The following is a 17,814-nucleotide window of genomic DNA, read 5'->3' on the forward strand; positions in this document are numbered from 1 at the left end:
GGCACCCTCACCGCGTTAAGCGAAATAAAAAGTTCATTCATGCCGGGTTGAACCGCGACGGTATTCCCCTGGTTTAAATGTGACTTTTCTACAGGCGATCTCTGCTGGTGGAGGCAAAGAAAACCGTAAATCATCAAAAGTACAGAAACCAGGGAAGCCGTTAATAAAGCCGCCCGGCTTTACTCTCCCGGCTTTGCTATTTATTTATCAATCTCAATCGTGGAGCTGGAAAAAATGCAGGCAAAAAAATATCTTCATTCTTGCTAAGTCAACGCGTGAAAATTAATTTGTGATTAGCGTCACTGGTTATCCGGGAATTTAAGCGGAATATTGATCTTTAGCACGATACGAATATTTCGTTATCTTTCCTGATGGCGTTTTTCTTTCATTCAGGTATACCCTTTCTCCTGTTCGCTACCGCCCAATCCTGTGCAGGCCTGAATATCAGCAGGCGCTGTTGTGGGGAACAGCGGCAGAGAAGCTTTTATAAAAATGACGTGAAGCGCTGTTTTGGTCTACCCCTTTAAACCAGACGGAAAGCCCTATGTATAATAAAACTCACCTGCAAAATCCTGACCGGATGCGCTTTATTACGCTGGTCTCAACTATCGGCGGATTATGTTTCGGGTATGACACCGGCGTAATTTCCGGTGCGCTATTATTTATGAAATACGATCTTAATTTAACGCCGGTGCAGGAAGGGTTTATTACTTCTTTCCTGCTGTTTGGCGCCGCATTGGGATCGCTGTTTGGTGGCTACCTATCGGACAAACAGGGCAGGCGAAAAAACCTGCTGTGGGTCGCGGCAATATTTATCCTTGGCGCGCTCGGCACTGCTTTCGCCTGGGATGTGCCTTCAATGATTGTTGCCCGCTTTGTGCTTGGCCTGGCGGTTGGCTGCGCTTCGGTAACTGTACCTGTTTATATCTCTGAGCTGGCGCGGCCCGCGCAGCGTGAACGCCTGGTGACGGTCAACGAACTGATGATCGTTACCGGCCAGTTTTTAGCCTATACGGTGAACGCCGGCATCGTTAACTTTTATCCTGATATGGCGCATAACTGGCGCATCATGCTGGCTATTCCAGCCATTCCCGGCGCGCTGCTGTGGATCGGCATGCTGCTGATGCCGGAGTCGCCGCGCTTTTTGATTCGGCGCGGCGAAACCGCGAAAGCGGTAAAAGTACTGAAAACTATTCGCCTGCCGGAAGAGGTAGATCGCGAGGTAAAAGAGATCCAGCGCATTAACCAGATCGACACGGTAAAGCTGAATATCTTCACTGAACTGAAAAAGCCCTGGGTTATCCAGCTGATTTTAATTGGCCTGATGATCGTGCTGGCAACCCGCGTTACCGGCGTCAACACCATTATGTACTATGCGCCCACGGTACTGAAAGCCACGGGCCTGGGCGATGCAGCGGCAGTAACCGGCGCGGTGGCGAACGGCGTGGTTTCTATCCTCGCGACGCTGCTGGGCATGGTGCTGATAGGCAAACACTCGCGCAGGAAAATTTTCTTCACCGGCCAGGCTGGCGTCACGCTGAGCCTGATGCTGATTGGGCTTTCTTTTAAACTCTTCTTCCATAGCGAAACCCTGAACGGCGTAGAGAGCCTGCACGCTAATTTCGCTGGCGCGAGCTACATCATCCTGGGCCTGATGCTGCTGTTTCTGGTCTTTATGCAGGGCTGGATAGCGCCGGTATTCTGGCTGATGCTGGCGGAAATCTATCCGCTGCGCATGCGCGGTTTAGGTATGGGCATCGCCGTATTTGGCCTGTGGATCTTCGATTTTATTATCCAGTCTCTTTTCCCGCTGCTGCTTAGCCACTATGGCGGCGGCATGACCTTCGGGTTCTTTGCCGCGACCAATATCGTGATGCTGCTCCTGCTGGTGAAATTCCTGCCCGAAACGCGCGGGCTGACCTTAGAACAAATTGAAAACAAATTCCGCTTTTAAAAATGAGGTAAACGCTATGCCAGTAAATATTGGGTTAATTGGTTTGGGCATGATTGGCCGCGACCATCTGCAGCGCTTTAGTACGGTAATTAACAACGCCAAAGTGACGGCGGTATGCGATATCAACAGCGGCGTGGCGGATACGCTGGCGCAGCAGTATCAGGCTACTGCTTTCTATGACGCCATCGAAATGATCAATTCAGAAACGGTGGACGCCATCTTTATCTGCTCCATTGGGCCGGTGCACAAAGAGCAAATCCTGGCCGCCATCAAAGCCGGCAAGCCGGTATTTTGCGAAAAACCGCTGACGCCGACCGCTGCGGAATCAAAAGCAATCATCGAAGCGGAAACGGAGTATGGCAAAAGACTGCTGCAGCTGGGCTTTATGCGCCGCTTCGACCCGGGCTATATCGCGCTGAAGCAGAGCATCGATTCCGGCGAGCTGGGCGATATCCTGCTGATGCACTGCGCGCACCGTAATCCGTCAGTGCCGGAAAGCTATACGCTGGAGATGGCGATTAACGATTCGGCCACGCACGAAATCGACATCATTCGCTACCTGCTCAATGAAAATATCGTCTCGGTGCGCGTGGACAAGCCGCGTAAAAAGACCAGCCGCGCGCTGCCGCATTTACAGGATCCGCTGATTGTGATTTTTGAAACGGAGTCGGGCGTACGCATTGACGACGAGCTCTTCGTTAACTGCAACTACGGCTATGACATCTGCTGCGAGGTCATTGGTGAAAACGCTATCGCCAGCCTTACCGAACAGGCGCTGCACGTTACGCGTTCGGCCAACGGAGTAGGGCGGCACATGGCAAAAACCTGCATGGAACGCTTCGCCACCGCCTATGACCGTGAAGTGCAAAACTTTATCGACAATATCAGCAGCGGCCGGGAGATGAGCGGCCCCTCGTCCTGGGATGGCTATGTCGTCGCGCTGGTCTGCGATGCAGGGCTCGCCTCGTTAAAAGATGGCCTGAAGCATGAGGTCACCGTGCCGCCGCGCCCGGCGCTCTATCGCTAGCCGTGAACAGGAGCTGACGATGCTGAAACTTTCGCAGCAGGATCTTTTTCTTAATTGCCAGGCCTCGTCAAAAAATGAGGCGATCCGCCAGGCGGCTGAAGCGTTAGAGCGGGGCGGCTATGTGCAAAATGGCTTTTTCGCTGCCATGCAGACGCGTGAAAACAGCTTATCAACTTATCTCGGCGCGGGCATCGCTTTGCCGCACTGCGCCAAAGAAAGTATCGATCTGGTGATCAAAACCGGCTTTCAGGTTTTCCAGTTCCCGCAGGGCGTTAGCTGGGGCAAGGGGAAAGTCGCTTTTATCGTCGTGGCGGTAGCGGCAAAGGAAAACGAGCATATTCAGGTTATTGCTGCTCTCGCCGATCTGCTGAGCGACGAGTGGAAAACCACGCTGCTGGTCCAGGCCACCAGCAAAACGGATTTCATTACGCAGTTTGAGCAACCCTGACGGGATCTGAGGAATAAACATGAAACTTGCACTTTGTACCGACGTGCTGGCTAACCTGCCTTTTGCTGAAATGCTGGATCGGGTAAAAAGCTATGGAATCTACGGCGTGGAAATGACGGCTGGTGGCTGGTCGCCCTGTCCGCATGTCGCTACCGAAGAGCTGCTGGCCTCGGCAGAAAAACTGGCTGCTTTCCGCCAGCAGCTGGAAAAGCGCGATATGGAAATCGTGGCGCTAAACTGCTCCGGCAATCCACTTGCGCCGGGCGAACTGGGCGAAAAGCACACGCGCAGCAGCTACAGAGCGGTAGAGCTGGCAGGCAAGCTGGGCGTGAAAAAAATAGTGATGATGAGCGGCCTGCCGGGCGGCGGCCCGGAAGACAAAATCCCGAACTGGATCACCTCAACGGTTTCCTGGCCGGATTATATGCCTGGCGCGCTGGCCTGGCAGTGGGATGAGGTGGCTATTCCCTGGTGGAAAAAGTTTGTGCAGCATGCCAAACAGCACGGAATTGAAAAAATCGCGATTGAAGAGTTTCCGAGCCAGCTGGTTTATAACCCGTCCACGCTGCTGAAGCTGCGCAATGCGGTAGATCCCATGATAGGGATCAACCTTGATCCTTCGCATCTGATCGCCATGGGTGCCGATCCGATTGCCGCCGCCAGGAAGCTGGAAGGCGCGGTATTCCACGTACACGGTAAAGATGCGCGTATCGAACGCGGCCTGGCGGATATTGACGGCCTGCTGGAAACGCAGCCGGTCACAGCAACCAAATCCAGAACCTGGAATTACGTTGCGGTAGGCTGCGGCAAAGATTTGCAGTGGTGGAAAGAGTTTTTCTCCGTGCTGCGCATGACCGGCTACGACGGCTATGTTTCGCTGGAGATGGAAGATCTCACCATGAGCGTTGAGGCCGGGCTGCAAACCTCGATTGACGCGCTGAACGCCAGTATCAGCCGATAAACTGTAAAAGGCAGCCTCGGATGGGGCTGCCAGATAAGCGTTTCTGCAACAGGATCCTGTTTTTTGACGTACTATCCAATATGGTCGGTTACTTATCGCATTAAATGAATTACCGCTGAATTAAAAATTATCATAGAGTTAAAATAACATCCCTCCACTAACTCCATTAAATACCTGCCTTTTTAATTACCAGGTCAGTTTATATGTTTTAGTTACTCGTTTTTAAATTATTATTATCCTGCTTTTATCGCGAGGAATTTTATTGTATAAGTTAACTGCGCTTATGGCACGGGGCGCAGGCTCGCAAAAGGATGCAGTAAATTTATTTTTTTATTGGAGGGATAGATGGAGCTATCACTGGTACAGCCTACGGGTATCTATTTTATTATTGAACGCATTTACCCAAGGAATAATCTTATTCCAAAATCTTTATCTGTCGGCATGGTTTCGCCTTCTCTGGCACAGATACACCGGATGGTCATCAGCGTCTCCGGGCAGCAGGATATGTATATGAACGGCGTAAAACTGGATCCTGCCAACACCACGCTGTGGCAAAAAATCAAATATGCGTTTGGTACGCCGGTTGAAACCAAAAGCACAGGGAAAATCCTCTACAGCATTGTTTTTGCAGGCTCGCTGGCCTCTATACAGCTGCTGCCGGATTCCGACCTGATCGACATGCCGCCCTCTCTGAGCAAACCGAGGATAGCCAGACTGCCCAGGATTATCAATTTTGGCAGGGATCCCGTGCCGGAGATCCTGCTTTACGGCAGTAAAAGCAGCCGGTTCTTTATGGATAGCGGCGGCCTGGAAACCCCGACCGCAATAGCGAAATACAATAAAAGAACCCGGGAGCTGATGAGGATAAAGGATAAAATGGCTTTATGTAAGCTGATGAGGGATCTGGTTAATGCAGGAGTAGCGCTATGAAAATCAACGGGCATAAGCTTGTTTTTCCGCTGCTGCTAACCGGCTGGTTTGCTGTCGGCTACCTGGGCTATTTTTCGCTGTTATGTTTTAGCCGCGACTGCGTTCAAATCAACTTTACCGAAATCAGCTTTGTATTTTACGCCAGCATAATCAATGGCGCTGTGTTTGCGATTTATGCCGCTATCAGCTTTATTATCATGCGCAAAATGACGTTAAGCACTAAAGAGATAATCACGCTAAATATTCTTGCTCTGGCGCTAACTTTTTTAGCGACCTTTGTCGTGAAGCATTTCCATCAGGCAGACTGCACAATCGGCCAACGCTTTTATGAGCCCGGCGTACCGGCTGCTCTCACTCTGGGCACGGTCATAACCTTGATAGCCTGCTTAGCGATAAAAAAATGCAAAGAGTTGTGAGGTTGATGACAAAGTATGCCGGTGCAGGCTCAAGAGAGCCTGTGTCTTCCGCAAAGACGCAAAAAGCGCCATCCGTGGCAGCTCAGTACGGGCCGTCCATGGCCCGTAATGCTTTGCTCCAGCCACAGGCCCTCTATCGCTTTAAGTTTGTCAGCAGTTTGAAAGAGTTATGATTACTGTGCCAGCCAGGGAAAAAATTGAGCAGAAAAGTGTGAAGAGGGTTGGGGAAGTTTTGCCTGCAAAAACAAAAAGCCGTGATTGCGGCCTGAGATTGATGACAAGCCCCAGGTCGCGTTTAAAGTCAGTGGCAGAGCAGCAGAGGCAGATCGGGACACGGACACGCCGTGAACACGGTCCCTGTGGGCTCGGTTGGCGCGTCCATGCGCCCCGCCTATCCGCTCTGCCTCTGCCGCTATCAAGCTGCAGAGTTGCTGTAATAAAACAGATGTTTACTCAAGCTTTTTTAGCTTTGTCAGCAGTCTGAGGCCGCAATTGCGGCCTTCAGCTTGTTCAAAACAGGCGATTAGTCAGTGACTTTTTTCTTCAGGTCGCTGGCGCCTTCTTTAGTCTTGTTCCAGCCTTTCTGCGTACCTTCTTTGGTCGCATCCCAGCCTTTCTCGGTGCCTTCTTTAGTGTTGTGCCACGCTTTCTGCGTGCCTTCACTTACTTTGCTGGAAGTACTGTTGCTTTTACCTTCCGCAGCGTGTTCAGACTTGAGCTTCAGCTCTTTGCCCTGATCCTGCGCCTGGTGCAGTTTCTCTTTGGCCGTGTTAGCGCCTTCGTTAGCGGCGGCTACGGTATCGTCCGTTGCGTGTGTGGCGGCAAAAATAGGAGAAGCCAGCAGAAGAGCAGAAAGTGCGATGATCGTTTTTTTCATAATATCCTCACCAAACGTTATTGATCCGTTGTGTAGTTAAGCATGGCACGGCTTTGGTCGCCTCGCCTTAGGAATAAACTGTATTTTCAGCATAGTAGAAATGGGCGGATTTGCCTGGCGTCCAGCGGCCCGAGAAAGAAAAGCAGGGATAAAGGCAGGGAAAGTGAGCGCGGAAAAGCGAAATCAGGACGCTAAAAACCTTTACCGCAGCGGTTTTGGCAGGCGATGGTGAAATTGAGAACAACAGTTTGGATCAGCGCCAGCAACATCTGTTGAAAAGCGCGGAACAGTGAACATAGTCTGCAAGATCGCTGGATAAGTAGGTACTGCAAAGTACAAAATTTAGAGGCTGTTTGCTTACTTCCATAACTAAGTTGATAAGGGCTTAACAGAGAACAGCTATCCAGGAGTTATTCTTAGTATAAAAAATGTGCAATGAAAGTTACTTTCATTATAAAATAGGTTGGTTACTTAATATATTCGACTAAAAGGAGATTAGTTGTGAGTAAAAGAAGTGATATTGCAGATGGTTCCAAATTCAACCAGCTCGGATATGGGCTTGTGTATACTGAAGTACTGGGTTGGATAGATATGGGGCACGCTCTGGGAAAAGATATTATCTCTTTAAAACAGCAGATTATAGCAGGAGAGCAAGGGGTAAACGCTTTTACGGAAATTTATGGCGCGGGTGTCGTCCTGGAAAGATTTCTTCTCCGGTATGGTAGGGTTTTTAACTCACGACGGAACAGAAATTAATTTTACAGGCATCGAAAATGAAACCGTCAACTAACTTTGTTATCTTTTCTGTCATCATATTTGCTTTATGGACAGGGTTTTTTAAGTTTATTTTTAACTTCGATGAAAAAATAGTTTACCATGAGGAAGATTTTATAAAATATCGTATGCTTACTGATAAGGACATTGCCAGCGTTCCCAGAATATCGAAGCATTATTACTTTGTTTCTTACCCAGGTGACGGCTATGCACCTGCTAATGAAATCGTTTTTGAAGAAACAAGCGATACAGAGGAAATCAGGGCGTTTTTGCACTCTAAAGGATATAAACGGGAGAGGCATAGCATAACAGAAAACGAAGTATGGAAAAAACCTGATGATAGCGGAAGTGAATTTTATCTGTATGCAGACAAAAAAGAGAGTAAGGTTCATTTAAATAAAATATCAGGAAGGTAATGATTAATTTTAGCGATAGACGTCAGAAACATATCAAAATTTAGCAGGTTTTTTGGTTTTATTAACTTTATCAGGAACTCATGTGGTTTAAATGCCAACTGTGACTATATTTAGGTGCAAATTCATCATCAAATAGTCTTGCAATTTGGCAGGGGCTATTTTTTCCTTGCTTTTATAAAGGGTGATCATAAAAGGCAGGGGTTTTAATTCTCCTGACGTGAAAATATCGATGGAATATGGTTAATTAAATCCTGTAACTGATTATAGTTTCCTGAAAGAGGTTGGTAATTTACTGGTATGGATAAAAAGCCAAATTCAGACAAACCTGTTATCAGAGTCTGTATGCTGTTTAATTAGTGCAATGATTTTTCTTTAACAAGGGTTTTATATGAAGGAAACGAGCGCAGTACTCAACCTTTGATAATTTTTCTTTATTAAAGATAGTGGCCATAAATTACGGATTTACTTAAAGGACAGGGTAAACAGAAGGAAGAGATGCAATGAATACTATTTTCTTGAAAATTGATGGTATTAAAGGTGAGTCTAAAGATGCCGACCATTCAGAATGGACAGATGTAAATGCATATTCCTGGGGAGTAAAAAGAGTGGCCGTTACGCCAGGAGGAAAAGGGGGTGCTAACTATCATAATTTAACAGTGCATTGCCAGGTTGACAAAACAACAGCAGGCGCTTTGTTATTTACTTCAAATGGCAACAGGATTCGAAGCGTGGTTTTATCAGCCTGTAAAGCGGGTAATGGACAAATAGAGTATTACAAGATTACATTAGAGAATGCCATTCTCGTGGAAGTGCTCTTCACGGATCACGGAGCAATAACAAATGTTGAATATGAGTTTGAATCTGACAAAGTAAAATTTCAATATTGGGAGCAAAGTGCTCTGGGCGGCAAAGGTGCTGAAACACGAATGGGCTGGGATATTAAAAATTCAACCTCATACTTCTGACTTCTAAAAGAAGCAAAGGTTAGAGATAATTCCTTATTTCACTGCCAGTTGCAATATTTTGCGTAGCGCATTCCAGTTTTGCAACAGGACCAGAAATAGCTATTGAAGAGGACAAATTCACGGGCGTAGACTGCAACGGCACCGGCAAAATCCGGTGGCGGAATTGGCGTTCCGCATACTGAATCGGCGGCATCTTAGAAAATGCAAACAGCTATGATGTCAAAACCAGGCACGTGCTTGTGTATGAAAAAATATTTTCGTGCATAATCCATGGTGGACTGGGTAGGGGCTTCTTTGGAAGCGCCGGAGCCGATTCACCGGAACGCCAACCCTGCTCAGTCTACCTCCCAAAGAAATTGGCGTTTCAGGGATGGTAGTATCTAATTGAATCGGAGATACATTATGAATCATCAACTGTATGACGCAATCCCCACCGATACACGCGAACTCTGCGACCAGTGCCTCGCGCTGGCCTGGAGCATCACAGAACTCACCAATCCGCTTGTCCGCGATACGCTGCACTGGGTATTGCTGGAACGCCTTCAAATGCTGAGCGTCTGTTTTGCCAGCGAAGATGAGCTGCTGACCGCGTAAAGGGAAAAAGCCGCCCGCAAGAAACCGGCGGGCGGTAATCCAACAAACGATATCGGCTGCGTAAAGCCCGTAGCATTTTACAAACCAAGGGGTGATTAAGAACGGCGTGCAGGTTTTGCCCGGCAATCCGACAAGTCATCTACTGGTTAGAAATCAAGTACCAGTCTCATTCAGCCCTTACCGATATCCTGAGATATTTTTTAAATCCCACAGGACGAGATACACCCGCAGGATCGCTAAAAGGCAGTCTGAGCGCGGGACGAGTCAAAATACTTACCGTCCAGAGGTTGTCGCCAATAAAGCGAAAGCTGGCGCTGTTTGCCTCGAGGCATAAATCGGCAAAGCTACCGGTGGCGTATTGCTGGCCCAGCTCCAGCCTGTCGAGTATGCCAAGCGTCAGATCAATCAGGATAACGTTCAGGCTTTCTTCAAAAATCACATCATCGGTAATAAACAGCAGATAACGATTATCGGCTACCTGAACGGCTGCTTCGGGCACCTTCCCGGCAACTAACAACCCGGTAGAACTCCCGTTAAGCAGGACTTCGCTGCGCGTCTGTGTAAGTTTTCCTGCATGAGTGACAACAGACAATGCAATCGCATCGGTGACGTTCATTATCCTCCTGGGGCCTTGCAGGCCGTTGCGTCTGTCAGTTTAGGGCAAATGCAAAGTGATAAGAAACGCTTTGTAGTGCCTGTCAGGGGAAGCCATAGTAGCCAAACCTTCTGGCATCGCCTGAATCTGAAACACTAAATTAGTGTTGATAAAACTTACTACGTAAGAGGTGTTTTCGACGACAATGGTTACAGAGTTTAACGATCCCTGGACAGGAAGAAGATGATGATTCGAACTTCAAACCTACTGGTTTTTATCGGCCTCATTAGCCTTGCAATAGCCTTAACCCTGAATATTTATGGCAGCTTCGCCGCCAGCAATGCCAATAGCGCGCCGCTGTTTTCAACAAACTGGTGGGCACGCTGGTTCCCTATATACGCTTCTGGTATTGCAATGCTCTTTATTGGGCTGGTGCTGCGTTTGGCTGGCAAGGCGCGTTAGCGTCTGCCAGTTTGTAACCCATCACCGCTCATACGCCTGAAACGGCTAACCAGAACTGGTCAGGCGAGGTTTTGCACAGGCGTTGAATTTGATATCCATTTGCATGCGAATCTTTTGGCAGCTTTAACCATTTGGCTTTGCATGGATAGTGGCTGAAAACGGGTTCACGAGGTTTTGCTGCATGGGCAGAAAATGTGATAGAGATTGGGGCTTATTAAATCAGGTAATGAGCCAGATTTAGCCGAGAATATCGTGCTACAGCTGTTGAAAAGATAATGGGGCCCGGCTATTGCCGGGCTTTATAATGCCTAACCATGTTAATAAGCATTATGTATAATATAATTGATAGGAGTATATTTATTAACCAGAAGGTTATTCCAATAAAACCTTCTAAATCTGTATACCCCAAAAAATGGGCTGCAGCTTCGAGCCTGTTAAACCATTCCGGCGTCATTTCTCCTGTATGCTCATTCATCATGTAATTATAAAAATAAACCCTTGTTAATAATTGTGGGATTGACAGGCTTATTCCACATATTAAAATTTTAATCACAAGTTAACTTCCTGTCGTCTACAGCTCTTATCGATTTCACCATAGCATTTAAGCCCGTTAGTCAATTTTCCGCAAGTGGTGGCAAGTAAGGCTTGTCGGATAAATAGAAAGTCAGATCGATGGCGTAGGGTAATGCAACCCAGAGAAATCCCGGCTGGCCCAGGCGGATGCAAACGAAAACTGCCGCGCTCAACTTCGTTTATAAAAGTTTTGTCATCAAGCCTGCAATCATCGCTGTATAATGCAAACCATTCCCCTTTAATTACTGGTGTTGAAGTCGGCCATGACCAGGAATCATGAGCAATGTTATATAAGGTTCCTTTTGCCCCTCGAGTTGGTCTGTCCACTATATAATATCGTCCTGTTGGAAGTGGCCCATTAATTGCTATATGTGTAAATCCCGTTTTATTCCTGTATCTTCCATTTCCTGAATAAGCCTGAAATGTGCCGACGCCGTCTATATGTAGCGGTGCATAATCTGCATTATTGATTGTAAATCTTCCCTATAACATAATTTCTCCTTTTATCAAAAGCAGCAACTGGCAGGCGTTACGTCGTGCAAAACGTCAAAGCGATAGCGCACCCGTCAGCGCGTTCAATATCTGACCTTTTTACTATCAAGTAAACATATAATCACTGTATGTAATAATTCGATTTGTTCTCTATTTGCTATCTAAAAAAAGTATACAGAAGGGCATATGGCACGCTAAGACAACATTGGCACGACCTACAGGCAAAGCAACAAAATTGACGGAGAAGGGCGCAGTTCGGTGAAGTCCATGCCGCCAAATTCCTTCTTCCAGTTGTAAAACTTGGCTTCGGAAATGCCCATTTGCTGGCACACTTCTACGACACGGGGCGGGTTTCGGCCTGTTTTAGGGCAAAAGCAATTTCTTCTTCGGTATAACGGCTCTTTTTCATCGTATTCAGTCTTTTTTCAAGACAATGAAATGCCAGAATCACTACTTTAACCCGGTATTGTTTAAAGGGAAGAGCTCACTTTTAGCACACAGCTAAGTTTTGCATAACCTCCTTTATGGCCCCTTTCGGAGCGCGTCAGCCCGACTGCGCTAACCGGCAAAACCAGCCAACTTCGCCAGGCAGGGAAAGGAGGTGGTTCGGCGAAATAGGCTCGGTATCTGAAGGTGAACGGCTGTGTTACCTGGCCTTACAGAACGCCTGTTGATACAGACTCAAAATCAGCTTACGCGGGTAACCGAAAGCAAGGGAGATGCTTTTCACTAATAGAAATAGCAATCAATATCATTTGTATTTACTATGATGCGCGATTTACCGGTTTACTCGCGTTTATATGCACTCTTTATAAACGGCACATATGACCGGCGAATAAAAAGTATAAACAATAATATAAAGAGGTATTTGCATGTCTTTCAATGAGATAGCAGGAGTCCGCATCATCGCCATACCAGGTACCAAAGGAATTACTAAGACATTTTGTTATTCATTACTGACGTTTTGCATTGCAAATGCCGTCAGTATTCAGGCCGCTGTGGCGGCAGAAAGTTCAGCCGCGGAAAGTGACATCCGTAAAGAGCAGTCGCTGGTAGTCACCGCTGAGACCAGCGGTGACAGTGCATCAAGTCCCGCGCAGGCTTATACCGTTCCGGCAACACGCGCCGGAACCAAACTGAATCTGACCCAGCGTGATATTCCGCAATCGGTCAGCGTGCTGACGCAGCAGCGCATCAAGGATCAGAACCTGCAAAACGTGGGCGATGCACTGGCGAACGTTACCGGCATTTCGGCCTCACAGAATGACTCCGAGCGCGTGGACTTCTATTCCCGTGGTTTTTACATCAACAACTATACCTACGATGACATTCCTTCCACACAAACTGGCGCGTGGAACTTTGGTGAAACCGACGGTGATTCTGCAATCTATGAACGCATTGATGTCGTGCGCGGCTCTACGGGATTAATGACCGGGACTGGTAATCCAGGCGCAGCTATAAATATGATCCGGAAGAAGGCCGACAGCAAAACTTTTGCCGGCAATCTTTCCGCAAGCTACGGCAGCTGGGACAATCAGCGCTATGTTGCCGACCTGTCCGGCCCGCTGAATGAATCCGGCACGCTGCGCGGCCGCGTGGTAACAGGATATCAGGATCAGGATAGCTGGGTTGACCGTTATCACAAACGTAAGAAGTTCCTGTATGCCACCGTAGCGGCAGACCTCACCGATAACACCACGCTGGACCTGGGATACGATTATCAGTCACGCAACACCGATGGTCCAACCTGGGGCGGCCTGCCTACCTGGTACAGCAACGGCAGCAAAATTCAGTACGATCGTGGCGATAATCCTTCTGCCGACTGGACGCACTACAATATTTTGTCTCGTAAGGTCTTCGCGAACCTGACGACAAATTTCGAAAACGGCTGGCAGGTGCGTGTTAACGGCACGCATACTGAGTCCGACTTCGACAGCAAGCTGCTTTATGTGACGGGATATCCGGACCAGACTACCGGCATACTGAATAGCAGTGGCTACGGATATGCCGGGTGGTACAAGGGGCTTCGCACCCAGACGGCGGTCGATGCTTATGCAACCGGGCCGTTTGAGCTGTTTGGTCGACAGCACCAGCTGGTCGCGGGTGTGGATTACAGCCGCCAGCGCAACCGCTACCTGTACTCAACTTCTATACTCTCTCCGGCGGAAATTGGCGACTGGAACAGCTGGAATGGCGATGTGGCAGAGCCTGACTGGCCAGCATGGGCCCTTTCCTCAGAGGATACTATCCGGCAAAAAGCGGGCTACGCCGCGGCGCGATTCTCGCTGGCCGATCCGCTCTCTCTTATCGTTGGTGCACGCTATACCCAGTACAGCGCGCACGGCACGTCGGCGGATATGGAGAAGAACAACATTACGCCATACGGCGGCCTGGTGTATGACATCAACGAGAACTACTCTGCCTTTGCCAGCTACACTTCTATTTTTCAGCCGCAGACTTATCGTGACCAGCAGGGTAATTATCTGAAGCCGGTGACCGGTAAGGACTACGAGGCGGGTATTAAAGGCGACTGGGATAACAGCCGTATCACGGCGAGCCTGTCAATATTTCGTATTGAGCAGGATAACCTGGGCCAGATTCAGAGCGATACGTACGTTAATAACAGCAGCGAAAACGCCTATAAAGCGTCTAAAGGCGTTGTGAGTCGTGGCGTGGACTTTGAAATCAACGGTGCCGTCACAGACAACCTGAAGCTAACGTTCGGTGCCACACGCTATGTGGCGAAAGACGCGGATGGCGATCGCACCAACCCTTATATGCCGCAAACAAGCCTGAAGCTGTTCACCAGCTACAATCTGCCTGTGCTGCCTGAGCTGACTGTAGGCGGAGGCGTTAACTGGCAGAACCGCACCTATAAGGAAGCGACCAATCCATCAGGTGTAACCGAGCGTATTTATCAGGGAAGCTATCCGCTGGCAAACCTGTTTGCGCGCTATCAGGTCACTCGAGAATTGTCTGTACAGGGGAATATCAAAAACCTGTTCGATCGTGAATACAACACCAATCCGTCGGGCGGTGTGGCATTCAACGAACCAAGAAACTATTCAGTGAGCGTTAATTACAGCTTCTGATTTCAGCTGGCTCCGCTGGGGCCAGCTTTTTGAATCATAACTGTTGCTCAGGAATAATCCGATCCGCTTTCCGCTAACGAAGCCAAGCCGCTGTAACAATTTCCGCTTATGGCGCAAACTGGCCGGAGACGGTTTGGTATTTTCGTATGATTTATGCATCGCAGCGCGGCAGCCAGTCGGTCTCAAAGTCTTTGCTCAGCTTCAGGCTGATCTGGAGACCGTTCTTTGTCTTGCGCTTCAGCAATTCCGTCTCGGACTCCTTCAGCGTCTACGGCACCGCCTGACCGAACGCCGTCAGACTCATGGGATGCTGATGGCCTCTGGCCTCCATAAATGACAGGTAGGCGTGATACAGATAGCGGCGCGGGTTATAGGCCGTATATTCGCGTTGCCGGTAAACAGCCCGGTCGAGGTATTCAGTGTGTCAGATAACAGCAGAAATCGACCAGCGGGTCGGGCTGTGCTTGATTTCCTGCGCTTCTTCTGAAGACAACTACGCCTGTAGCAGTTCGCGGGCATCATCAGGTCGGGTAAGTCGCTGCATCATGTGGCGCACGATAATGGCCGGGCTCACCGGCAATCTTGTCCAGCAGCTGCGGGACGTGCTCGTTTGCCGGTTTCACGTCCGGGAACGGCAGGATAACCCGGCGACGGGAGTCGTCGCGCTGTGTTCGCTGAAGCACATCGGATTGTTGTTCATCGCCAGTACTACTGCCGTAATGCAGGTTTAATCAGCGAGGTATTGAGTAATTACAAACACAAAAAAGCCCGCAGGGCTTACGCGCTGGCGGAATCTGATTTTTTCCTTCAACTTTATGTTTTTAAATGTTTTCTGTGAACTCAACTTTGATTGGTATACCTAAGCGTATACCAATGCCGTTTCGTCTGTGGCTTTTCAACAGGTTAATAGTTAGTGACTACGCATAGACAGTTGAAACATGTTGTCGTTCGCTGTGGCCCATAAAAGTTATCAAAGATAATGACGTGACGCCTTCATGTGAATGAGTAATTTTCAAGCTGTGATTTTTCGCAACTCTCAAAAAAAGATTTTACGTAAAAGTGTTCACCCTGTTCACCTTTGATTTTAATCATTTATTATCAATAACTTAAATGGTGATCACTTAAGCGAGTACTATTCACTACTCTTCATCCAAGGTGAACACTGTTCATCTTAAGACGTAAAATTTGGTCTGACCAGCTTGGTTTTTCATATAGTTATGTATTGCACTGAAGCCCCTAGTTAGCTTCACACCTCGGTGAATATTAGTTAGGCTGAATATAGTATTAAGTAGTTACTACTTTGCACATCGCTTATTGCCTAAGCCGAACGACTGCTTTGAGCGAGAAGCGGAAGTGAATCGCTGTTATCGAACAGTATGGCGGTGACAGCAATTGCTTTGAAATTGAGGTATATCTGCTAAACATCAGAGCCATAACCAATGGAGAGCGGCTCAATTGTGATAAGCAGACTTCAGCGTTTTAATCGGTACGCTAGAATTATTGAAAATCGTTTTGAGCGATTGACTTTATGCCTGCCCGGGAGGCGATGACGTCCAACCTATTGAATTAGTAAGAAGTTTGAAGAGCTCAATCTAATCGATAACGTAATAGTTGGTATACAGAGATTTTCTGCATTATGCTGGTATTACTTCGCTGCTTTTAAACAGCAGGAATTCAATCCACAAAAATTTACAAAAGAGATTTGGTACATAAGCCACTAAATGTACCCTGTTCTTGCTCACAGGAGGCGCGCCATAGTTAACATACTTTTCAGGCTGTTGCTAACTTTCAATGCTACATCTTTGTTAGTTATAGTCTTTTTTGTTCAGAAAAAGTACACGCTGGGATATTTCCTGCAATTTTATCCACAGGTTGGCTTTTTAAGTGACTGGCACCCATTCATATCATATTTTTTGTATCTCATGATTCCTGTGCTGCTCACCGGTTTAAGCATCTTACTCAGTCGTGGTCTAAGCACGGACGATTTTCAAGAAGGTGATGCAGTAAGCATTGAACATGCAAATAATAGTTTCTTACCCAGTTATTTGGGGTATTTTTTTGTGGCGCTAAGCATTTCAAGTTGGAGCTCTTTGTTTTTTGTTTATAGCGTTTTATTTATTTTTACCTTTTTGTCTCAGGCTCTATATTTTAATCCGCTATTTTTAGTTTTTCGTTACGAGTTTTATAGTATACAGACTAAAGGTGGCGCTTGCATCTTTCTTATTAGCAAATATAAATATAAAACACCTAGGCAGATCGTTATTCCTCAGGTGTTCAGAATTAATGACTACACATTTATTGAAAGGAAATGACAATGAATAATGTATTCGCGAAAGTCAAAAAGCTGCGCAAAAATCCTTATTGTAAATTGCTGTCAGATTTCACTCTCTATCCCCCAGTCGTTGTTACAGATGGAAACTGTGTAGTTTATAATCCTGACCATAATTTGGATGAAGAAGCATGGTTTAAAATTGAAGCCTTTAGTGAGCAAAGCTATTGTTTAGACATACTCAAGGTTGATTTTGACTCAAAGGAGTTCTTAGTTTTGACGAAACCTCAGTTCTCCAGTATTGCTTACATCATGTCTGTTCAGGATAGTGATTTTTATTTCCAAAAGGTAACCCCATCACAAATGATAAGGAAAAAAACCCTTTCTTTTGGCGATGCTGTAGTTGTTGAAAATAATGAAAATCGTCTTGTTATAAATGAATTTCCTGATGCAGTATATTTTAAAGGAGATGATAGGTTAATTTTTAGAGACTTGGCTACTATAAGTAGTATATTTCAGGGTATTGACATACTCTTTAAAGAAGCAACAAAGGAAGAGGTGACTCAATTTCTTTCCGAGACCTTCATCAGTCTTTCACAGGGATATGATGTGAATAAAGTATCTAAGCCGAACAGGAAGCGAGTTGCTCTTGCAATGGATACGCTGGCTACTTTATCTCCAGCAGAAAAGGCGGAGATGCTTGTATATATTAATGATTATTGTCGAGAAAAGGTAAGTTTCGATTTGGAGTCTGAGACTTTTGCGATAAATAATGATGATGAATTAAAATATTTGCTTTACGGTATTGAACAACGTTTTTATACAACACCATTTGGACAAGAAAAACGGCTTGCTAATTCAGTTCAGGCTATTTGATAAAATTAATTAATAATAAAATGATATACATTATAAGGTTTGGGCCGGGTTGGTTTACCCGGTCTTTTAATATTTAATGCTTGTGAAGATAGT

General features: G+C 46.9%; 17 protein-coding genes and 2 pseudogenes. 14 read left to right on the forward strand and 5 right to left on the reverse strand.

Features of this window, described 5'->3' with window-relative positions; genetic code table 11:
• The first annotated feature begins 544 nt into the window (after positions 1 to 544).
• From ACETPC_RS17310 to ACETPC_RS17335, 6 genes are all read left to right on the forward strand, one after another.
• Complete coding sequence (locus ACETPC_RS17310; protein WP_380183479.1) at positions 545 to 1,954, forward strand: sugar porter family MFS transporter; 1,410 nt, start codon at positions 545 to 547, stop codon at positions 1,952 to 1,954.
• A gap of 16 nt (positions 1,955 to 1,970) precedes the next feature.
• Positions 1,971 to 2,981 carry a Gfo/Idh/MocA family protein gene (locus tag ACETPC_RS17315; RefSeq protein ID WP_380183480.1) on the forward strand — a complete coding sequence of 337 codons (1,011 nt, stop codon included), beginning with the start codon at positions 1,971 to 1,973 and terminating at the stop codon, positions 2,979 to 2,981.
• A gap of 19 nt (positions 2,982 to 3,000) precedes the next feature.
• Positions 3,001 to 3,429, forward strand: coding sequence for a PTS sugar transporter subunit IIA (locus ACETPC_RS17320; protein ID WP_380183482.1), 429 nt, complete (start codon positions 3,001 to 3,003; stop codon positions 3,427 to 3,429).
• 19 nt (positions 3,430 to 3,448) lie between these two features.
• Complete coding sequence (locus ACETPC_RS17325; protein WP_380183483.1) at positions 3,449 to 4,390, forward strand: sugar phosphate isomerase/epimerase family protein; 942 nt, start codon at positions 3,449 to 3,451, stop codon at positions 4,388 to 4,390.
• Between the two features lie 345 nt (positions 4,391 to 4,735).
• Positions 4,736 to 5,320, forward strand: a complete 585-nt coding sequence (locus ACETPC_RS17330) for a hypothetical protein (protein ID WP_380183485.1) — start codon at positions 4,736 to 4,738, stop codon at positions 5,318 to 5,320.
• On the forward strand, positions 5,317 to 5,736 hold the full coding sequence (locus ACETPC_RS17335) for a hypothetical protein (RefSeq protein ID WP_380183487.1): 420 nt from the start codon (positions 5,317 to 5,319) through the stop codon (positions 5,734 to 5,736). The genes ACETPC_RS17330 and ACETPC_RS17335 overlap by 4 nt, the downstream gene beginning before the upstream one ends.
• 523 nt (positions 5,737 to 6,259) lie before the next feature.
• Here the strand turns inward: ACETPC_RS17335 and ACETPC_RS17340 are convergent.
• Positions 6,260 to 6,613 (reverse strand): hypothetical protein, encoded by a 354-nt coding sequence (locus ACETPC_RS17340; RefSeq protein WP_380183489.1) that lies wholly within the window; start codon positions 6,611 to 6,613, stop codon positions 6,260 to 6,262.
• 501 nt (positions 6,614 to 7,114) lie between these two features.
• Between ACETPC_RS17340 and ACETPC_RS17345 the strand changes: the two genes are divergently transcribed.
• From ACETPC_RS17345 to ACETPC_RS17360, 4 genes are all read left to right on the forward strand, one after another.
• On the forward strand, positions 7,115 to 7,369 hold the full coding sequence (locus tag ACETPC_RS17345) for a hypothetical protein (protein WP_380183491.1): 255 nt from the start codon (positions 7,115 to 7,117) through the stop codon (positions 7,367 to 7,369).
• Positions 7,370 to 7,386: 17 nt separating this feature from the next.
• On the forward strand, positions 7,387 to 7,803 hold the full coding sequence (locus ACETPC_RS17350) for a hypothetical protein (protein WP_380183493.1): 417 nt from the start codon (positions 7,387 to 7,389) through the stop codon (positions 7,801 to 7,803).
• Between the two features lie 500 nt (positions 7,804 to 8,303).
• On the forward strand, positions 8,304 to 8,768 hold the full coding sequence (locus tag ACETPC_RS17355; protein WP_380183494.1) for an Hcp family type VI secretion system effector: 465 nt from the start codon (positions 8,304 to 8,306) through the stop codon (positions 8,766 to 8,768).
• Positions 8,769 to 9,170: 402 nt separating this feature from the next.
• The gene (locus tag ACETPC_RS17360) at positions 9,171 to 9,362 is read left to right on the forward strand and encodes a hypothetical protein (RefSeq protein ID WP_380183495.1); all 192 of its coding nucleotides are present in this window, start codon (positions 9,171 to 9,173) and stop codon (positions 9,360 to 9,362) included.
• 166 nt (positions 9,363 to 9,528) lie between these two features.
• Here ACETPC_RS17360 and ACETPC_RS17365 read toward each other — a convergent pair whose 3' ends face one another.
• Positions 9,529 to 9,978, reverse strand: a complete 450-nt coding sequence (locus ACETPC_RS17365; protein ID WP_380183497.1) for a hypothetical protein — start codon at positions 9,976 to 9,978, stop codon at positions 9,529 to 9,531.
• A 222-nt stretch (positions 9,979 to 10,200) separates the two neighbouring features.
• On the opposite strand from ACETPC_RS17365, the gene ACETPC_RS17370 reads away from it, so the two are divergent.
• Positions 10,201 to 10,419 (forward strand): hypothetical protein, encoded by a 219-nt coding sequence (locus ACETPC_RS17370; protein WP_380183498.1) that lies wholly within the window; start codon positions 10,201 to 10,203, stop codon positions 10,417 to 10,419.
• Positions 10,420 to 10,968: 549 nt separating this feature from the next.
• Here ACETPC_RS17370 and ACETPC_RS17375 read toward each other — a convergent pair.
• Positions 10,969 to 11,463, reverse strand: a complete 495-nt coding sequence (locus ACETPC_RS17375) for a DUF2778 domain-containing protein (protein WP_380183748.1) — start codon at positions 11,461 to 11,463, stop codon at positions 10,969 to 10,971.
• Between the two features lie 269 nt (positions 11,464 to 11,732).
• Positions 11,733 to 11,893, reverse strand: a pseudogene (locus ACETPC_RS17380) (transposase); the annotation flags it as partial.
• 463 nt (positions 11,894 to 12,356) lie between these two features.
• On the opposite strand from ACETPC_RS17380, the gene fhuE reads away from it, so the two are divergent.
• Positions 12,357 to 14,576 carry a ferric-rhodotorulic acid/ferric-coprogen receptor FhuE gene (gene fhuE / locus ACETPC_RS17385; RefSeq protein WP_380183500.1) on the forward strand — a complete coding sequence of 740 codons (2,220 nt, stop codon included), beginning with the start codon at positions 12,357 to 12,359 and terminating at the stop codon, positions 14,574 to 14,576.
• A gap of 151 nt (positions 14,577 to 14,727) precedes the next feature.
• Here the strand turns inward: fhuE and ACETPC_RS17390 are convergent.
• Positions 14,728 to 15,303: pseudogene (locus tag ACETPC_RS17390) on the reverse strand (primase-like DNA-binding domain-containing protein); the annotation flags it as partial.
• Positions 15,304 to 16,297: 994 nt separating this feature from the next.
• Between ACETPC_RS17390 and ACETPC_RS17395 the strand changes: the two are divergent.
• Together ACETPC_RS17395 and ACETPC_RS17400 are read left to right on the forward strand one after the other, a co-directional pair.
• Positions 16,298 to 16,888, forward strand: a complete 591-nt coding sequence (locus tag ACETPC_RS17395) for a hypothetical protein (protein WP_380183502.1) — start codon at positions 16,298 to 16,300, stop codon at positions 16,886 to 16,888.
• Between the two features lie 2 nt (positions 16,889 to 16,890).
• Positions 16,891 to 17,721 carry an ATP F0F1 synthase synthase gene (locus tag ACETPC_RS17400; RefSeq protein ID WP_380183504.1) on the forward strand — a complete coding sequence of 277 codons (831 nt, stop codon included), beginning with the start codon at positions 16,891 to 16,893 and terminating at the stop codon, positions 17,719 to 17,721.
• Positions 17,722 to 17,814 lie beyond the last annotated feature (93 nt).

Origin of the sequence: Pantoea sp. sgz302252 (assembly GCF_042610525.1) — a bacterium.
In the GTDB taxonomy this organism is placed as follows: Bacteria; Pseudomonadota; Gammaproteobacteria; order Enterobacterales; family Enterobacteriaceae; genus Erwinia.